Below are 16196 nucleotides of genomic sequence, written 5' to 3' on the forward strand. Positions count from 1 at the left end.
CGTCCGGTGCCCGGGAGCGCACTGCGCGTCCCGGGCACCGCCCTCACGCCGAGGCGTTGCGGTAGTCCTGGTAGGACTTCTCTTCCACGTAGCTGGAGCCCAGCGCCAGGTTGATTTCCTTTTTGAGCCGCGCGCGCTCGTCGTTTTCGTAGTACACGCTGCGCGCCAGCTTGATGAACTCCTCGTCGAAGGCCTGCGCCTTCTCCTTGATCCGGATCTCATCCTCGATCACCCACAGGCGCTCGTTGACCGCCTTCAGGTCCGCGCGCAGGCGCGCCACGTCGCCGCCGGCCGCCGGATGCGCCATCCAGGTCTTTTCCAGCGCCGACAGCTCGGCACGCACGTTGGCCAGCTTGCCGGCATCCTCGATGCGCTCGGACTTGATCTGCAGGATGGCGATCTTGTCGAGCAGTTCGCCGAAGGACACGGGCACCAGGATTTCCGACATGGCAGACACCACAAACGAGAGAAGGGAAAGTGTAACGGCCACGCCTTAAGCCGGCGTCGGCACGCTGTCGCGAGCGCCGAAAAGCAAAAGGCCCCTGACGGGGCCCGATGCGAAACTGGCGGGAAGGGGGGGATTCGAACCCCCGAGGCGCTATAAACGCCTGCCTGATTTCGAGTCAGGTACATTCAACCACTCTGCCACCTTCCCGGGTGGTCCCCGGCGGACCGGGGGCGTGCATCATACGGTTCCCGCCGCGCGCGGACAAGCGGCCCGCCGCCAGCGCCCCGCGCGCGCCCGGCGGCGCTGGGCGATGAACCCCGCCTGCGCCGCGCCGCGGCTGGCGATTGCCTGATCCGCGCGCGACCGCGATGATGCCCTTCGACCCCAGAAAGACACCGGCCGGCCGCAGGCGCGCAATGATCGAATTCGGACACCTCACCCACGTCGGCCTGCGCCGCGACCTCAACGAGGACACCTACTACGGCGACCACGAGCTGGGGCTGTGGCTGGTCGCCGACGGCATGGGCGGCCACGCCTGCGGCGAGGTCGCCAGCGCCCTGGCGCGCGAGGCCATCGTGCGCGAAGTGCGCGGCGGCACCGCGCTGGCGCAGGCCATCCGCATCGCCGACGAGGAGATCATCCGCGCCTCGCAGCGCCGCAACGACACCCTGCCGATGGGCACCACGGTGGTGGCCGCGCGGGTGCAGGGCAACCGCTTCGAGGTAGCCTGGGTCGGCGACAGCCGCGCCTACCTGTGGCGCGACGGCAAGCTGGCCCAGCTCAGCCAGGACCACAGCTACGTGCAGGAACTGATCGCGCAGGGCGCGCTCACCGCCGAGCAGGCGCGCGCGCATCCGCACCGCAACGTGGTCACCCAGGCATTGGGCGTCACCGATCCGCAGCACCTGAACGTGGCCACGATGACCGGCGAGCTGCGCCCGGGCATGCGCCTGCTGCTGTGCAGCGACGGGCTGACCGAGGAAGTGGACGACGCCGGCCTGGCCAACGCGCTGAGCCACGACGACTGCAGCGCGCAGGAGTGCGTGGACATGCTGGTCGCCGCCGCGCTCGACGAAGGCGGCTCGGACAACATCACCGCGATCCTGGTGCGCTGCCACTAGGGCGGTGCGGCGCGGCCGCCGCTGGCGTCCGCGCAAACGACTCCAGGGCGCCTCGAATCAGCGGTTTCGCCACACGCGAGCCGGCTCCAGGTTGCCCTGTGGGAGCGGCTTCAGCCGCGACGGGGCCTTACGGGGAACGTCCCCTCGCGGCTGAAGCCGCTCCTACGCCATCCGTCGCGCCGTTATTGGAGGTACCCTTCAGCCGGCGGCCACCGCTTCCGCCACGACCGGTTCGACGTCATCCCACAGCGCGCGGCCGGCCTTCTTGCGCAGCTTTTCCAGCCGCGCCTGGTGCGCCTCCAGCTCCGATGCGGTCGCCACGACCCGCGGCCGCGGCAGCAGCATCGTCATGTCGAACGCCGGCCCCTGCGCCGCCGCGTGCCCGGCGCCGTCCTCGGCCAGGGCGAAGCCGATCTCCTCCTGGCCGGAGGTCAGCGCGATGTACACGTCGCTGAGGATCTGCGCATCGAGCAGCGCGCCATGCAGTTGCCGGTGCGAGTTGTCCACGCCCAGCCGCTTGCACAGCGCGTCCAGCGAATTGCGCTGGCCGGGGAAGCGCTCGCGCGCCAGCAGCAGGGTGTCGATCACCGTGGCGCGGTCGAGGATGCGGCCGTAGGACGCGCCCAGCCGCGACAGCTCGTAGTCCAGGAAGCCCAGGTCGAACGAGGCGTTGTGGATGATCAGCTCGGCGCCGTCGATGAACTCCAGGAATTCGTCGACGACCTCGTGGAACTCCGGCTTGTCGGCGAGGAACTCCAGGGTCAGGCCGGTGACTTCCTGCGCGCCGGGCTCGAAATCGCAGTCCGGGCGCAGGTAGCGGTGGAAGTTGCGCCCGCTGGGGCGGCGTTCGAGCAGCTCCACCGCGCCGATTTCAACGACGCGGTTGCCCTTCTTCCATTCCAGGCCGGTGGTTTCGGTATCGAGGATGATCTGGCGCATGGGACTCGCAGCGGAAAAGGAAGACGACATCAGGACGCGACCGCGGCGCCGCCGGCGCGCACGTGCAGGGCCTGGTTGCGCGCCAGCTGGTCGACCCGCTCGTTGTCCGGGTCGCCGTTGTGGCCCTTGACCCAGCGCCAGTCGATCGTATGCCGCTGCGCCGCGGCATGCAGCCGTTCCCACAGGTCGCGGTTCTTGACCGGATCGCCGCCGGCGGTCTTCCACTGCCGCCGCACCCAGCCGGGCATCCATTCGGTGATGCCCTGGCGCACGTACTGCGAATCGGTGTGCAGCACGATCTGGCACGGCTCGGTGAGCGTCTCCAGGGCCATGATCGCGGCCATCAGCTCCATGCGGTTGTTGGTGGTGTGCGCCTCGGCGCCGGCCACCTCGCGCTCCAGTCCCTTGTAGCGCAGCAGCGCGGCCCAGCCGCCGGGGCCGGGGTTGCCGAGGCAGGCGCCATCGGTATGGATATCGACAGTCTTCATGAAACTCCGCGAATCAGATGGAAGCGACCGAGCCGCGCCAGCGGACCGGCGCGCGCAATGGAATGGGGCCGATGCCGGCAGCGGTACGTTTTTCCGCCTGCAGCAGGCACACCGCGCGCAGCGGTGCGGTGGAGGTGGCCGGGCCGACGCCGCCACGGGTCGGCCACACCGGCCCGAGATAGCGCAGTTGCTCGATGCACGGCAGGCCGACCTGCTCCAGCAGGCCGCGCCAGCTGCCCGGCGGACGCGCCACCAGGCCCTGCCGGCGCCAGCGCAGCCGGTACGGGCTCATCGCATTGAGCGCGAACAGCCACAGGCGCCCGCCCGGCATCAGGATGCGCTCGCATTCCTCCAGCAGCATCGCCGCATCGGCGGCCAGCACGTGCTGCAGGACGATGGCATTGACGCTCTCGGAGGGCAGCGGCAGCGGCAGCGTGCACACCAGGTCGCCGGCATAGCCGCGGGCGCTGCGGTGCAGACGCACGCCCCGCCCCGGCAGCTCGCGTCCCGGCGGCGGTAGCGGCACCGGCGCCAGCCACAGCCAGGGCTGCGCGGGACGCTTGAGCAAGGCGTCGAGGATCAACGGCTGCTCGGCCTGGAGCAGCGCCTGCGCCCCGGCTGTATCAAACCAGGATGAGACGTTGGCTTGACGAGGGAGCGACACGGCAGGCATGGTGCCAATTCTATGCGACTGATCGCCCTGCCCGCATTCCAGGATAACTACATCTGGGCGATCGCCACGGACGGCGGGCGTGCGCTGCTGGTCGACCCCGGCCAGGCCGAGCCGGTGCTGCAAGCGGCGGCGCAAGGCCTGCAGCCGGCCGCCATCCTGCTCACCCACCATCACGACGACCATATCGGCGGCGTCGCCGCGCTGCGCGAGCGCTGGCCCGACCTGCCGGTGTACGCGCCGGACGACCCGCGGATCGCCGGATTCGCGTGCGACCGGATCGGCGACGGCGATGTCGTGAAGGTGCTGGACTGGCAGTTCGATACCCTGGCCGTGCCCGGCCATACCCGCTCGCACCTGGCCTATGTCGGCCACGGTCATCTGTTCAGCGGGGATACGCTGTTCAGCCTGGGCTGTGGGCGCATGTTCGAAGGTACGCCCTCCCAGATGTTGGGTTCGCTGCAGCGCCTGTCCGCCCTCCCGGGGCAGACGCTGGTGTGCTGCGGACACGAATACACCTTGGCCAATGCGGCATTCGCCGTCACGGTCGATCCCACCAACGCTGCCCTGCGGCAGCGCCATCAGGAAGCCCAGGCCATGCGTCATGCTGCCCGTCCCACCGTTCCCGTCACACTCGCCAGCGAACTGGCGACCAACCCGTTCCTGCGCACCGCCTCGGCGGCGATCCAGCAGGCGATCGGCGCCCGGCTCGGCCGGGGGGTGTCCGACGAGGTGGAAGTCTTCGCCGAACTGAGGCGCTGGAAAGACGATTTCCGCGCATGAGGGCGCTGGCGTTGACGGCGGCGCTGACGCTGGCGATGGCGTCGGCGGCGCCCCCCGCGGCGGCCGCGACCCCGCTCGCGGCGGCACTGGAACAAACCGTGGCCGGCCTCAACGGCCTGCCGACCGATGCGGCGGCGCTGCCGCCGCCGACCACGCGTAACGGCCACGACATCCTTGCCCGCTTCCGCGAGGGCCTGGCGGATGCGCGCTGCGATGCCGGCGCCACCGATGCGCGCTGGCAGCAGCAGTTCTCGCGCGCGCCGTCGCGCCTGGCCGACGAGGACGAGGACGTGCTGCCGCTGTTCGGCTACGTGGTCGACGAGTTGCGCGCGGCCAACCTGCCGACCGAGTTCGCGCTGATCCCGTTCGTGGAGAGCGGCTACCGCCCGGCCGCGCGCAACAGCGGCGGCCCGGCCGGCCTGTGGCAATTCATCCCCGGCACCGCGCGCAACCACGATGTCCCGCTGGAGAACGGCTACGACGGCCGCCTGTCCGCGGTGGACTCCACCCGCGCCGCGGTACGCTACCTCAAGACCCTGCACGGCATGTTCGGCGGCGACTGGCGCCTGGCGATCATGGCCTACAACGCCGGCGAGTACCGTGTGCTGCAGTCCATGCGCCGCGCCGGCATGAATGCGCAGAACGCGCAGCCGGACAAGCTGCCCGGGCTGTCCTCGGTCACCTACGCCTACGTCGAGAAGCTGCATGCGCTGGCCTGCGTGCTGGAACAGGCGCAGACCCGCGACGAATGGATGGCCTCGCTGGACCGCGACGTGCCGATCCTGCAGGCGCAGACCCTGCCCGCCGGGATGGCGCTGGACGACTGGGCACGGCGCCAGGCGCTGCAGGGCAATGAGCTCGCGCGACTGAATCCGGCGCTGGGCAGTGGCCGTAGCGCCAAGCGCGCGCTGCCGGTGCTGGCGCCGCGCGGCGCGGGGGGCCCCGTGCTGGCCCAGGACAGCGCGCCGCCGGTGCAGGACGACGCCCCGGTCGTCGCCACCGTGGCCAGCACCGACGACAGCCCCGCACCGAGCCGCAGCGTGCGCACCGGCGCCCGCTCCCGCCACACGCACACCGTGCGCGACGGCGACACCGCCTGGAACATCGCCAAGCGCTACGGCATCACCGTGCAGGCGCTGTTGATGAAGAACGGCCTGTCCGCGCGCAGCGTGCTGCGCCCCGGCATGGTGCTGAGCTACGAGGACTGACGCATCCCGCGACGGCGGGAATGCGTGATCCATGGTCGAAGACAACGGGTCGTGCGGCGGCACGCTGCGCGAGCGCACACATGCCGGCTGCCCGTGCCCATCGCCGGCGCTGCCCTCCGCCGGCCAGCACGCTCTTGTCCTGCTCCATGCACCACGCGCACGCCGCCGCTACAGGCACCACGTCTGCAGCGACGCGCGACCGCGGGCGTATGGGCGCACGCTGCATGAGCACGCACACGCCGGCTGCCCGCGCCGGCACACGGCGCTGCTTCCTACGGGCCAGCACGCCCCCCCCCCCCCTGCTCCGGACGTGGCACCTCACGCGCAGGCGTGCCGTCGCCGCCGGCATCACGCCCGCAACGACACGCAGTTCCGGAAACGCAACAGGCCCGGCAATGCCGGGCCTGTTGCATGACGCTGCGCGGGCACGCCGCCGTTACAGCTGCGATTCCTGCACGCTGATCTTGTAAAGCTTGCGCATCGCATCGACGTAGGCCTTGGCATCGGCGTCGCCATAGATCCGCGCCAGCTGCTGCTCGAACATGGTCCGCTGCTCGGCCGGCACCTTGCTCAGGTCGCCCGGCGTCACCTTGGTGACCGCGAACAGCGCATAGCGCTTGCCGACCGTGCCCGGCGCCGCAGGCAGCTCGACCTTGCCCACCGACGGCTTGCCGTCGACCGGCTGCGGCGCGCTGAAGATCGCCTGGCTGGCCTGCGCGCTCGGCATCGGCACGTTGCGCGGCAACCCCGGCATCGGGTTGATCTGCAGCTTCTCCTGCGCGGCCAGGGCCTGCAGGGTCTCGCCCTTGCGCAGGCGCGCCAGCAGCGCGTCGGCCTTGGCCGCAGCGGCCTTGGCGGTACGGTCGGCGTGCACCGCGGCCACCACTTGCTCGTGCACCTTGGCCAGCGGCTGGATCTGCTCCGGCTGGTGCTGGGTCACGCGGATCAGCACGCTGTGGTTCGGCCCCAGGTTGATCGGGTCGCTGACCGTGCCGTCCTGCACCAGGGTGTCGGAGAAGGCGGCGCGCAGCACCGCCGGCTGCGCGGCGATGCCGCTGGCGGTGGCGCGCGAGAACGGCCCCAGCGTCTGCACCGGCAGCCCCACTTCCTTCGCCGCCGAGGCCAGCGCGGTCGGGTTCTTGTAGACCAGGTCCACCAGCTTGCCGCTCAGTTCGCTGAAGGCCTTCTCGTTGTCAGCCTTCAGTTGCTCGCTGGCGAGCTGATCGCGGACCTGCTCGAACGACTTGCCCTCGCCACCCTTGACCTGGCGCAGCTGGATCACGTGGTAACCGAATTCGCTCTTCACCGGCCCGACGATCTCGCCGGGCTTCATCGCGAACAGCGCGTCCTCGAACGGCTTCACCATCACGCCCTTCTCCACCCAGCCCAGATCGCCGCCGGCGTTCTTGGAGCCGGGATCGTCGGAGTTGGCGCGAGCCAGCGCGGCGAAATCGGCGCCGGGCTGCTTGGCTTCGGCCGCCAGCTTGGCCGCCTTGGCCTCGGCCGCCTTCTGCGAAGCGGCGTCCTTGCCGGCGCTGATCAGGATGTGCGAGGCCAACCGTTGGTCGGGCTCGACGAAGCGCGCCTTCTCGTCGTCGTAGCGCTTGCGCAGCGTGGCCTCGTCAGCCGGCTTGGCCGGCGGCAGGTTGGCTGCGTTGAGGTCGACGTACTCGATCGTCACCGTTTCCGGCTGCTTGAAGTCGGACTTGTGCGTGTCGTACCACTGCTGCACCTGCGCGTCGCTGACCGGCGCGGTGTCGGCCGGCACTTCCGGCAACAGCACCATCTCCACGTCGCGGGTCTCGCCGAGCATCTTCAGCAGGCGGTCGGTTTCCTGCTTGGTGGCGAACGCCGATTCGGCCAGGCCGGTCGGAATCACCGACTGCTGCAGCGCATCGCGCACCAGCTGCTGGAACATGGTCGGCGTGCGCGGCGGCGTGCCCGAGGCCAGGGCCAGGCGGTAACGCTCCGGATCGAACTTGCCGTCGTTCTGGAAGGCCGGAATGGTGCTGATGTAATCGCGCACCGCGGCATCGCCGATGACCACGCCGGCGCGTTCGGCCGACAGCTTCACCACCTGCTCGTCGATCAGCTGATCGAGCACCTTGCGCTTGTTGTCGATGCTTTCGAAGGCGCGCGGATCGAAATCCTCGCCCTGCTGCTCGCGCGCCTGGATGCGCGCCTGCTCGAAGCGGGTACGGAACTGTTCCGTGCTCACTTCGTGGTGCTGCCACAGCAGCGACACCGGCCACCACGACGGCGCCGAGGACCACCACGACGGCGGCGCCTGCACCTTGGCGACATTGTTGGCACCGACGCCACCGAGGTAGCTGTTGTCGATGACGAACAGGAACGGAATCATCAACAAGCCGATGATCGCGGTGGCGATCCAGCCCGAGGTCTTTTCGCGAAGTTTCTGCAGCATTGGGAACCGACGGCCTATTGGCGAGCCGCGCAGTTTAACCCGCTTCACGGCCTGCGGCAGAACCGGCGGCCCCGCGGCCCGCGCCGCGCATGCGCCGCGGCGGCGCATCGGCGGCAAGAACAGGGGCGAAAACGGGGGGAAAGCGGAAAAAAAGAAACCCCCGATCACTCGGGGGTTTCGCGTGCAAATGGCGGAGTGGACGGGACTCGAACCCGCGACCTCCGGCGTGACAGGCCAGCATTCTAACCGACTGAACTACCACTCCGCGTTTGAACGGAGGCGGGCGCGAGGCCCGCTTTCCCGGAGCCGCCATTCCGACGCGATAGCGCGGCGGCGACTGCGAGAAACGAAACCCCCGATCGCTCGGGGGCTTCGGTACAACTGGCGGAGTGGACGGGACTCGAACCCGCGACCTCCGGCGTGACAGGCCAGCATTCTAACCGACTGAACTACCACTCCGCTTTTGAAACCTGTCGCTCGGTGCTCTGGTGGGTGCTGAGGGTTTCGAACCCCCGACCCTCTCCGTGTAAAGGAGACGCTCTACCGCTGAGCTAAGCACCCTAGCGAGTCGATTAGTTTACGGCATCCTTCAGCGCTTTACCAGCCTTGAACGTCGGATTCTTCGACGCGGCGATCTTGATGGAGTCGCCGGTCTTCGGGTTGCGGCCGGTGCGCTCGGCACGGTCGCGCACCTGGAAGGTGCCGAAGCCCACGAGCGTGACGCTGTCGCCCTTCTTCAGGGCCTTGGTCACTTCCGACACGAAGGCGTCGATGGCACGACCGGCTTCGGCCTTGGAGATATCGGCGGCAGCGGCGATCGCGTCGTTCAGTTCGGCTTTATTCATTTCTTGATGACTCCATGTGCGGCAGAAGACCGCGGATTGAGGATCGGGTGTCGGCGTGGCCTGCCTCGCTTGAGCGAGACCCCGATGGATATGTTTTGCACTCTACCAAGCACGCCCGTTCGCGGTGCTCGCAAGCGCTGCATTTATACCAGCGGGCCCATACCCGCGCAAGCCGAAAAGCCAACAACGGCGCGGGTTTGAGCCGTTTGCGCGGGTGCGGTTCAGCGCGCGTCAGTGCTTGACGCGCGCGTTCGAGGATGCTTTCTGCTTGCGCCGCGACGGTGCCTGTTCGGCGTCGGCGGCGGGCTTGGGCGCGAGCGGACGCTCCAGTGCCAGATCCAGCACTTCGTCGATCCACTTCACCGGCACGATCTTCAGGTCGCGGGTCACGTTGTCCGGGATGTCGGCCAGGTCCTTGCGGTTCTCCTCGGGGATCAGCACGGTGCGGATGCCGCCGCGCAGCGCGGCCAGCAGCTTCTCCTTGAGCCCGCCGATCGCCGAGACGCGGCCGCGCAGGGTGATTTCGCCGGTCATCGCCACGTCCGCCTTCACCGGCACCTTGGTCAGCATCGACACCAGCGAGGTCACCATCGCGATGCCGGCGCTGGGGCCGTCCTTCGGCGTGGCGCCATCGGGCACGTGCAAATGCACGTCGTGCTTCTGCAGGAAGTCCGCCTCGATGCCGAGCCGCTCGGCGCGCGAACGCACCACCGACAGCGCCGCCGACGCGGACTCCTTCATCACGTCGCCGAGCTGGCCGGTCAGGATCACCGCGCCCTTGCCCGGGACCAGGGTCGATTCGATCTGCAGCAGATCGCCGCCGACCTCGGTCCAGGCCAGGCCGGTCACCAGGCCGATCTCGTTCTGCTCCTCGGCACGACCGAAGTCGTAGCGGCGCACGCCCAGGTACTTGTCCAGGTTCTTCGAGCCGACGCTGACCCGCGCCTTGTCCTTGCGCGCGGCGCCCTTCTTCGCCGCGGCCTTCTTCGCCGGCGCCGGCGGCTGCGGACCGGCCAGCGCGATTTCCTTGACCACCTTGCGGCAGATCTTGGCGACTTCGCGCTCGAGGTTGCGCACGCCGGATTCGCGCGTGTAGTAGCGCACGATGTCGCGGATCGCATCGGCGGTGATTTCCAGCTCGTCCTGCTTCAGGCCATTGGCCTTGAGCTGCTTGGGCAGCAGGTAGCGGGTGGCGATGTTGAGCTTCTCGTCCTCGGTGTAGCCGGGGATGCGGATCACTTCCATGCGGTCCAGCAGCGGGCCGGGAATGTTCAGCGAATTGGAGGTCGCCACGAACATCACTTCGGACAAGTCCAGGTCCACTTCCAGGTAGTGGTCGTTGAAGGCGTTGTTCTGCTCGGGGTCGAGCACTTCCAGCAAGGCCGAGGACGGATCGCCACGGAAGTCCATCGACATCTTGTCGATCTCGTCGAGCACGAACAGCGGGTTCTTGCTGCCGACCTTGTTGAGGTTCTGCACGATGCGCCCGGGCATCGAACCGACGTAGGTCCGGCGATGGCCGCGGATCTCCGCCTCGTCGCGCACGCCGCCCAGCGACATGCGCACGAACTTGCGGTTGGTGGCCTTGGCGATCGACTGGCCCAGCGAGGTCTTGCCCACGCCCGGCGGCCCGACCAGGCACAGGATCGGCCCCTTCATCTGCTTCACCCGCGACTGCACCGCCAGGTACTCGAGGATGCGGTCCTTGACCTTCTCCAGGCCGTAGTGGTCGGCGTCCAGGGTTTCCTGCGCGACCTTCAGGTCCTTGCGCACCTTGCTACGCTTCTTCCACGGCACGCCCAGCAGCCAATCGAGGTAGTTGCGCACCACCGCCGCCTCGGCCGACATCGGCGACATCTGCTTGAGCTTGTTGAGTTCGGCCTTGGCCTTGGTCTCCACCGGCTTGGGCATGCCGGCCTCGGCGATCTTGCGCGCCAGTTCCTCCAGCTCGCCCGGCGCGTCGTCGAGGTCGCCCAGCTCCTTCTGGATCGCCTTCATCTGCTCGTTGAGGTAGTACTCGCGCTGGCTCTTCTCCATCTGCGACTTGACCCGGCCGCGGATGCGCTTCTCCAACTGCTGCACGTCGATCTCGCCGTCGACCAAGCCGACCAGCGTCTCCAGGCGCTCGCCCACTTCCAGGGTTTCTAGCAGGCGCTGTTTGTCGGCCAGGCGCACGCCGATGTGCGCGGCGATGGTGTCGGCCAGGCGGCCGGGCTCATCGATGCCGGACAGGGTCTGCAGCAGTTCCGGCGGCAGCTTGCGGTTGGTCTTGACGTACTGCTCGAACAGCGACATCAGCGAGCGCGCGATCGCCTCCACCTCGCGCTCCTCGCGCGATTCGGCGGCGTCGATCTCGCGGCCCTCGCCCTGCAGCGCGCCGTCGCGCTCGGCGACCTTGTCGACGCTGACCCGCGACAGGCCCTCGACCAGCACCTTGATGGTGCCGTCGGGCAGTTTCAGCAGTTGCAGCACCTGCGCCAGCGTGCCGACGGTGTAGAGGTCGGCCGCCGCCGGGTCGTCGGTCTCGGCGGATTTCTGCGCGACCAGGAGGATGCGCTTGTCGGCCTCCATCGCGTGCTCGAGCGCGCGCATGGATTTGTCGCGACCGACGAACAGCGGGATGACCATGTGCGGGAAGACCACGACGTCGCGCAACGGCAGGACCGGCAGGTCGAGGACTTCGGATTGGGACTGGGCCATGAGGATTCCGATTTGGGAGGCGGGAACGCAGTGCGGGCGGCCATAAAAACGCCGATGGCCCCGTTATGGGGCCATCGGCTGGACGATGCAAGGGGAGCGCAGAACCCCTTTATGTTTCAGCGACTTACCGGCAGGCACGGGGCGCGCGACGGGGGCGCCGCGCACCGCCGGCCTGGGGTCACTCCGCGGAGGCGACCTTGGGCGGCGCCGGTGGGGTCTGGTAGATCAGGTACGGCTCGGACTTGTGCTCGATCACCGACTCGTCCACCACCACCTTGCTGACGTTCTCCTGCGACGGCAGCTCGTACATCGTGTCCAGCAGCACCGACTCGACGATGGTGCGCAGGCCACGCGCGCCGGTCTTGCGCTTGAGCGCCTTCTTGGCGATGGCCAGCAGCGCGTCCTGGCGGAACTCCAGCTCCACGCCTTCCATCTCGAACAGCTTCTTGAACTGCTTGGTGATGGCGTTCTTGGGCTCGGTGAGGATCTTGATCAGCGCCGGCTCGTCCAGCTCCTCGAGCGTGGCGACCACCGGCAGGCGGCCGACGAACTCGGGGATCAGGCCGAACTTGATCAGGTCTTCCGGCTCCACCTCGGCCAGGATCTTGCCCACCTCGCGCTTGCGCTCGGCGCTCTTGACCTTGGCGCCGAAGCCGATGCCGCCGGCATCGTTGGAGCGCTGCTGGATCACCTTGTCCAGGCCGGCGAACGCGCCGCCGCAGATGAACAGGATGTTCTTGGTGTCCACCTGCAGGAATTCCTGCTGCGGATGCTTGCGTCCGCCCTGCGGCGGCACCGAGGCGACCGTACCTTCGATCAGCTTCAGCAGCGCCTGCTGCACGCCTTCGCCGGACACGTCGCGGGTGATCGACGGGTTCTCGCTCTTGCGCGAGATCTTGTCGATCTCGTCGATATAGACGATGCCCTGCTGCGCCTTGTCGACGTCGTAGTCGCACTTCTGCAGCAGCTTCTGGATGATGTTTTCCACGTCCTCGCCGACGTAGCCGGCTTCGGTCAGCGTGGTCGCGTCAGCGATGGTGAACGGCACGTTGAGCAGGCGCGCCAGCGTCTCGGCCAGCAGCGTCTTGCCCGAACCGGTCGGACCGACCAGCAGGATGTTGGACTTGGCCAGTTCGACCTCGTCGTTCTTCTGCCGGCTCTCGATGCGCTTGTAGTGGTTGTACACGGCCACGGCGAGCGTGCGCTTGGCGCGCTGCTGGCCGATCACGTACTGGTCGAGCACTTCCAGGATCTCGCGCGGCTTGGGCAGGCTGCTGCGTGCCGACTGCGCCTTCTCCTCAAGCTCCTCGCGGATGATGTCGTTGCACAACTCGACGCATTCGTCGCAGATGAACACGCTGGGCCCGGCGATCAGCTTACGGACCTCGTGTTGACTCTTGCCGCAGAACGAGCAGTACAGGATCTTGTTGCTGTCGCCGGAACGGCCTTGCCGGTCTTCGCTCATTGCTTCGCTTACCCAGTTACCCCACCCGATGAACGGGGGTTCGATTTCGAGAATAGCACAGGGCCGGGAGGACGCTAGCCCGACCCCGGCCCTGCGGAATACGCTGCGTTTTGCAGTACATGCAAGCCTTATGCCGGCTGGATGGACTCGTCCGGGCGACGCTCCAGCACCTGGTCGACCAGGCCGTAGGCCTGCGCGTCGACGGCGCTCTTGAAGTTGTCGCGCTCGGTGTCGCGGGCGATGGTTTCCAGCGACTGGCCGGTGTGCTTGGCCAGGATCTCGTTCAGCCGCGCACGCAGGGTCAGGATCTCGCGGGCGTGGATGTCGATATCGGTGGCCTGGCCCTGGAAGCCGCCCAGCGGCTGGTGGATCATCACCCGCGAGTTCGGCAGCGCATAGCGCTTGCCGGCCGCGCCCGACGCCAGCAGCAGCGCGCCCATCGAGGCGGCCTGGCCGACGCAGATGGTGCTCACGTCCGGCTTGATGTACTGCATGGTGTCGTAGATCGCCATGCCAGCGGTGACCACGCCGCCCGGCGAATTGATGTAGATGCTGATGTCCTTTTCCGGATTGTCCGCTTCCAGGAACAGCAGCTGGGCCACGATCACATTGGCCATGTGGTCGTCGATCGGGCCCACCAGGAAGATCAGGCGCTCCTTCAACAGGCGCGAATAGATGTCGTAGGCGCGCTCGCCGCGGCTGGTCTGCTCGACCACCATCGGAACCAGATTCAAGGCCTTGGTCACATTGTCCACGCGGTGATCTCCTGCTGCTCGGGGTCGTGCCTGTACGGGGATGTACAGGGCTTGGCATCGTCTTGCGCCCCGCCGCCGCGGGGAGGTGGAACCGGATCCGCCGCGCGCATGCCGGGATGCGCGGGGCGGCGACGCGTCGTTTTATTGACGGATCGCGTCCTGGAACGACATCGCCTGTTCGGTGTGCTGGGCGCGCTCGGCGATCCAGTCGATCACCTGCTCTTCCATCACACGGCTCTGCAGTCCTCCCATCAATTGGGGATCGTTGCGGTACATCTCAATGACCTGCTCCGGCTCTTCGTAGGTCGAGGCGATCAGGCGCAGCGTCTCCGAGACCCGCTTCGGGTCCAGGCGCAGCTCGTTGCGGCGGGCGACCTCACCGACCAGCAGGCCGACCAGCACGCGCTTGCGCGCGGCGTCCAGGAAGCCCTGGTGGGCGTCGTCCGGCACCTGGCCCGGGTCGCGGCCGGACCGGCGCAGTTGCTCGACCTGCTGCGCCAGCATGGCACGCGCCTCGTTCTCGACCAGGCGCGGCGGCATTTCCACCGCCGCGTAGGCGGCGATCAGCTGCTCGCCGACCTCGCGGCGCAGGCGATTCATCAGCGCGCCCTTCAGCTCGCGCTCCAGGTTGATGCGGATGTCCTTGCGGAACTGCTCGGCGTCGCCGCTCTTCACGCCGAAGCTCTTGATGAACTCCTTGTCCACCTCCGGCAGCACCGGCGCGGCCACGTCGACCGCCTTCACGTGGACCTGGACCTGCTTGCCGGCGAACTGCGGCACGCGCCAGTCGGCCGGGAAGTCGACCGTCAGCGTCTTCTCCTCGCCCTTGGACAGGCCGACCAGGCCCTGCTCGATCGCCGGGAACATGACGCCCGAGCCGATCACGCTGCTGCCCTTCTCCACGCCCTCGGCCGGCAGACGCTCGTCGCCGACCTGCGACCAGGTCTCCAGGGTCACCAGGTCGCCTTCCTGCGCCGAACGCGCGGCAGGCTGCCAGGTGCGGCGCTGCAGGCGCAGGTTCTCGATCATCTGCTCGATGTCGGCGTCGGTGACCTCGGCGGTGTGGCGGATCACCTGCAGCGTGGACACGTCGATGTCGCCGAAGTCCGGCACCACTTCGAAGGTGGCCACGAACTGCAGTTCGTTGTCGCCGGCGCGGTCGATGCGCGGGTTGCCGGCCAGGCGCAGTTCGTGCTCGCGCACGGCCGAGTCGAAGGTCTCGCGCAGCAGGCCGTCCAGCGCCTCGGCGCGGATCTGCGGCCCGAAGCGCTGCTCGATCACCTTGGCCGGAATCTTGCCCGGACGGAAGCCCTTGATCCGCGCGGTGCGCGCGACTTCGCGCAGGCGGCCGCCGACGTGGTTTTCCAGGCGATCCTCCGGCAGGGTGAAGGTCAGACGCCGTTCCAGGGTACCGGTGGTTTCGATCGAAGCTTGCATGTGGACTCCTGCCACCGGGAGCCCACGGCTCTCGGCACGATGTAGAAAAGTACGGGTTGGCGCGGGCACGGGACAGCCGCCGCAGCCGGATAGTTTCGCCTATTCCCGCGGCGCCTGCCAGCGCAGGGTCGGGAGGCCGCCGTGGCGACGCCGAACCCACCGTCGGCGCCAGGGGCCGCAGGGGGCTGGATGGTGCGAAAGAGGGGACTCGAACCCCTACGCCTTGCGGCACTGGTACCTAAAACCAGGGCGTCTACCAATTCCGCCACTTTCGCGCTGCGGCGCCGGAAGGCGCCCGCCGGCACATTGTTGCAGGCCGGCCGGCAAAGAAAAAGGCACCTGCCGGAGCAGGTGCCTTTCGTTTTGGTGGGCCGTCAAGGATTCGAACCTTGGACCTATTGATTAAGAGTCAACTGCTCTACCAACTGAGCTAACGGCCCTGAAACTGAGTCGCACATTCTATGTGCTTTTTTGCTTCGTTGCAACACCCCGCGAAGCATCGGGTCACGCGATCAATGGGGTGGCTGAGGGGACTCGAACCCCCGACATCTGGAATCACAATCCAGTACTCTAACCAACTGAGCTACAGCCACCATTGAAACCTTGCATCTCCCGCCTGGCGCCGGTGTTGGCGCGCCCGACAGGAATCGAACCTGTAACCGCCGGCTTAGAAGGCCGGTGCTCTATCCAGTTGAGCTACGGGCGCCCTGGCTGGATTGTCGCATTCCTTTCCGCCGTTGGACATCGGATTGGTCGGGGTAGAGGGATTCGAACCCCCGACATCCTGCTCCCAAAGCAGGCGCGCTACCAGACTGCGCTATACCCCGGCGGAACATCCCTCGCGGCCGAGGCCGGAAAGGTCGGCTATTGTGGGAAGCTTGCGGCCCGCTGTCAACGTCGCATGTCCGCAAC

General features: G+C 67.9%; 13 protein-coding genes and 9 tRNA genes. 3 read left to right on the forward strand and 19 right to left on the reverse strand.

Going from position 1 to position 16196, the window contains the following annotated elements; genetic code table 11:
• Positions 1–43 precede the first annotated feature (43 nt).
• Both AC1PME_RS15960 and AC1PME_RS15965 read right to left on the reverse strand, forming a co-directional pair.
• Complete coding sequence (locus AC1PME_RS15960) at positions 44–448, reverse strand: DUF6165 family protein (RefSeq protein WP_254458892.1); 405 nt, start codon at positions 446–448, stop codon at positions 44–46.
• 116 nt (positions 449–564) lie between these two features.
• Positions 565–655: transfer RNA gene (locus AC1PME_RS15965), tRNA-Ser, on the reverse strand.
• A gap of 209 nt (positions 656–864) precedes the next feature.
• Between AC1PME_RS15965 and AC1PME_RS15970 the strand changes: the two genes are divergently transcribed.
• Positions 865–1569: a PP2C family protein-serine/threonine phosphatase gene (locus tag AC1PME_RS15970; RefSeq protein WP_254458893.1), complete on the forward strand. Its 705-nt coding sequence runs from the start codon at positions 865–867 to the stop codon at positions 1567–1569.
• A 198-nt stretch (positions 1570–1767) separates the two neighbouring features.
• Here AC1PME_RS15970 and dnaQ read toward each other — a convergent pair whose 3' ends face one another.
• Genes dnaQ through AC1PME_RS15985 form a run of 3 tightly spaced genes read right to left on the reverse strand, consistent with a single transcriptional unit; the run spans position 1768 to position 3669 of the window.
• The gene (gene dnaQ, locus AC1PME_RS15975) at positions 1768–2508 is read right to left on the reverse strand and encodes a DNA polymerase III subunit epsilon (RefSeq protein WP_307551960.1); all 741 of its coding nucleotides are present in this window, start codon (positions 2506–2508) and stop codon (positions 1768–1770) included.
• A 29-nt stretch (positions 2509–2537) separates the two neighbouring features.
• The gene (gene rnhA, locus AC1PME_RS15980) at positions 2538–2996 is read right to left on the reverse strand and encodes a ribonuclease HI (protein ID WP_254458895.1); all 459 of its coding nucleotides are present in this window, start codon (positions 2994–2996) and stop codon (positions 2538–2540) included.
• Positions 2997–3009: 13 nt separating this feature from the next.
• The gene (locus tag AC1PME_RS15985; RefSeq protein WP_307551962.1) at positions 3010–3669 is read right to left on the reverse strand and encodes a class I SAM-dependent methyltransferase; all 660 of its coding nucleotides are present in this window, start codon (positions 3667–3669) and stop codon (positions 3010–3012) included.
• Positions 3670–3681: 12 nt separating this feature from the next.
• Here AC1PME_RS15985 and gloB point away from each other — a divergent pair, with 12 nt between their 5' ends.
• Both gloB and AC1PME_RS15995 read left to right on the forward strand, forming a co-directional pair.
• On the forward strand, positions 3682–4449 hold the full coding sequence (gloB, locus tag AC1PME_RS15990) for a hydroxyacylglutathione hydrolase (protein WP_481096416.1): 768 nt from the start codon (positions 3682–3684) through the stop codon (positions 4447–4449).
• Positions 4446–5657, forward strand: coding sequence for a lytic transglycosylase domain-containing protein (locus AC1PME_RS15995; protein ID WP_254458898.1), 1212 nt, complete (start codon positions 4446–4448; stop codon positions 5655–5657). The genes gloB and AC1PME_RS15995 overlap by 4 nt, the downstream gene beginning before the upstream one ends.
• A gap of 436 nt (positions 5658–6093) precedes the next feature.
• Here AC1PME_RS15995 and AC1PME_RS16000 read toward each other — a convergent pair whose 3' ends face one another.
• The 14 genes from AC1PME_RS16000 to AC1PME_RS16065 all read right to left on the reverse strand — a co-directional run bounded on the left by AC1PME_RS16000 (position 6094) and on the right by AC1PME_RS16065 (position 16111).
• Positions 6094–8082: a peptidylprolyl isomerase gene (locus tag AC1PME_RS16000; RefSeq protein WP_254458899.1), complete on the reverse strand. Its 1989-nt coding sequence runs from the start codon at positions 8080–8082 to the stop codon at positions 6094–6096.
• Positions 8083–8270: 188 nt separating this feature from the next.
• Positions 8271–8347 (reverse strand) — tRNA-Asp (locus AC1PME_RS16005).
• 117 nt (positions 8348–8464) lie between these two features.
• A tRNA-Asp gene (locus tag AC1PME_RS16010) sits at positions 8465–8541 on the reverse strand.
• A 27-nt stretch (positions 8542–8568) separates the two neighbouring features.
• Positions 8569–8643, reverse strand: a tRNA-Val gene (locus tag AC1PME_RS16015).
• 11 nt (positions 8644–8654) lie between these two features.
• Entirely contained in the window at positions 8655–8927 is a 273-nt protein-coding gene (locus AC1PME_RS16020; protein WP_010341124.1) for an HU family DNA-binding protein, read from the reverse strand.
• 231 nt (positions 8928–9158) lie between these two features.
• A complete protein-coding gene (gene lon, locus AC1PME_RS16025; RefSeq protein WP_481096417.1) occupies positions 9159–11627 on the reverse strand; it encodes an endopeptidase La in 2469 nt (822 codons plus the stop codon).
• Positions 11628–11805: 178 nt separating this feature from the next.
• Positions 11806–13092 (reverse strand): ATP-dependent Clp protease ATP-binding subunit ClpX, encoded by a 1287-nt coding sequence (gene clpX / locus AC1PME_RS16030; RefSeq protein ID WP_254458901.1) that lies wholly within the window; start codon positions 13090–13092, stop codon positions 11806–11808.
• A 128-nt stretch (positions 13093–13220) separates the two neighbouring features.
• Positions 13221–13847, reverse strand: a complete 627-nt coding sequence (gene clpP / locus AC1PME_RS16035; protein WP_017907831.1) for an ATP-dependent Clp endopeptidase proteolytic subunit ClpP — start codon at positions 13845–13847, stop codon at positions 13221–13223.
• Between the two features lie 141 nt (positions 13848–13988).
• Positions 13989–15284, reverse strand: a complete 1296-nt coding sequence (tig, locus tag AC1PME_RS16040) for a trigger factor (protein ID WP_481096418.1) — start codon at positions 15282–15284, stop codon at positions 13989–13991.
• Positions 15285–15474: 190 nt separating this feature from the next.
• Positions 15475–15559, reverse strand: a tRNA-Leu gene (locus AC1PME_RS16045).
• An 89-nt stretch (positions 15560–15648) separates the two neighbouring features.
• Positions 15649–15724 (reverse strand) — tRNA-Lys (locus tag AC1PME_RS16050).
• A 76-nt stretch (positions 15725–15800) separates the two neighbouring features.
• Positions 15801–15877 (reverse strand) — tRNA-His (locus tag AC1PME_RS16055).
• A 36-nt stretch (positions 15878–15913) separates the two neighbouring features.
• A tRNA-Arg gene (locus tag AC1PME_RS16060) sits at positions 15914–15990 on the reverse strand.
• Between the two features lie 44 nt (positions 15991–16034).
• Positions 16035–16111, reverse strand: a tRNA-Pro gene (locus tag AC1PME_RS16065).
• Between the last annotated feature and the right edge of the window lie 85 nt (positions 16112–16196).

The sequence above is a fragment of the Xanthomonas sp. NCPPB 901 genome (assembly GCF_056725085.1).

What these genes read in the sequence shown, in the direction of transcription:
- AC1PME_RS15960 (WP_254458892.1), bottom strand. Translation starts at nt 448, where the DNA reads ATGTCGGAAATCCTGGTGCCCGTGTCCTTCGGCGAACTGCTCGACAAG.
- AC1PME_RS15970 (WP_254458893.1), top strand. Translation starts at nt 865, where the DNA reads ATGATCGAATTCGGACACCTCACCCACGTCGGCCTGCGCCGCGACCTC.
- dnaQ (WP_307551960.1), bottom strand. Translation starts at nt 2,508, where the DNA reads ATGCGCCAGATCATCCTCGATACCGAAACCACCGGCCTGGAATGGAAG.
- rnhA (WP_254458895.1), bottom strand. Translation starts at nt 2,996, where the DNA reads ATGAAGACTGTCGATATCCATACCGATGGCGCCTGCCTCGGCAACCCC.
- AC1PME_RS15985 (WP_307551962.1), bottom strand. Translation starts at nt 3,669, where the DNA reads ATGCCTGCCGTGTCGCTCCCTCGTCAAGCCAACGTCTCATCCTGGTTT.
- gloB (WP_481096416.1), top strand. Translation starts at nt 3,682, where the DNA reads ATGCGACTGATCGCCCTGCCCGCATTCCAGGATAACTACATCTGGGCG.
- AC1PME_RS15995 (WP_254458898.1), top strand. Translation starts at nt 4,446, where the DNA reads ATGAGGGCGCTGGCGTTGACGGCGGCGCTGACGCTGGCGATGGCGTCG.
- AC1PME_RS16000 (WP_254458899.1), bottom strand. Translation starts at nt 8,082, where the DNA reads ATGCTGCAGAAACTTCGCGAAAAGACCTCGGGCTGGATCGCCACCGCG.
- AC1PME_RS16020 (WP_010341124.1), bottom strand. Translation starts at nt 8,927, where the DNA reads ATGAATAAAGCCGAACTGAACGACGCGATCGCCGCTGCCGCCGATATC.
- lon (WP_481096417.1), bottom strand. Translation starts at nt 11,627, where the DNA reads ATGGCCCAGTCCCAATCCGAAGTCCTCGACCTGCCGGTCCTGCCGTTG.
- clpX (WP_254458901.1), bottom strand. Translation starts at nt 13,092, where the DNA reads ATGAGCGAAGACCGGCAAGGCCGTTCCGGCGACAGCAACAAGATCCTG.
- tig (WP_481096418.1), bottom strand. Translation starts at nt 15,284, where the DNA reads ATGCAAGCTTCGATCGAAACCACCGGTACCCTGGAACGGCGTCTGACC.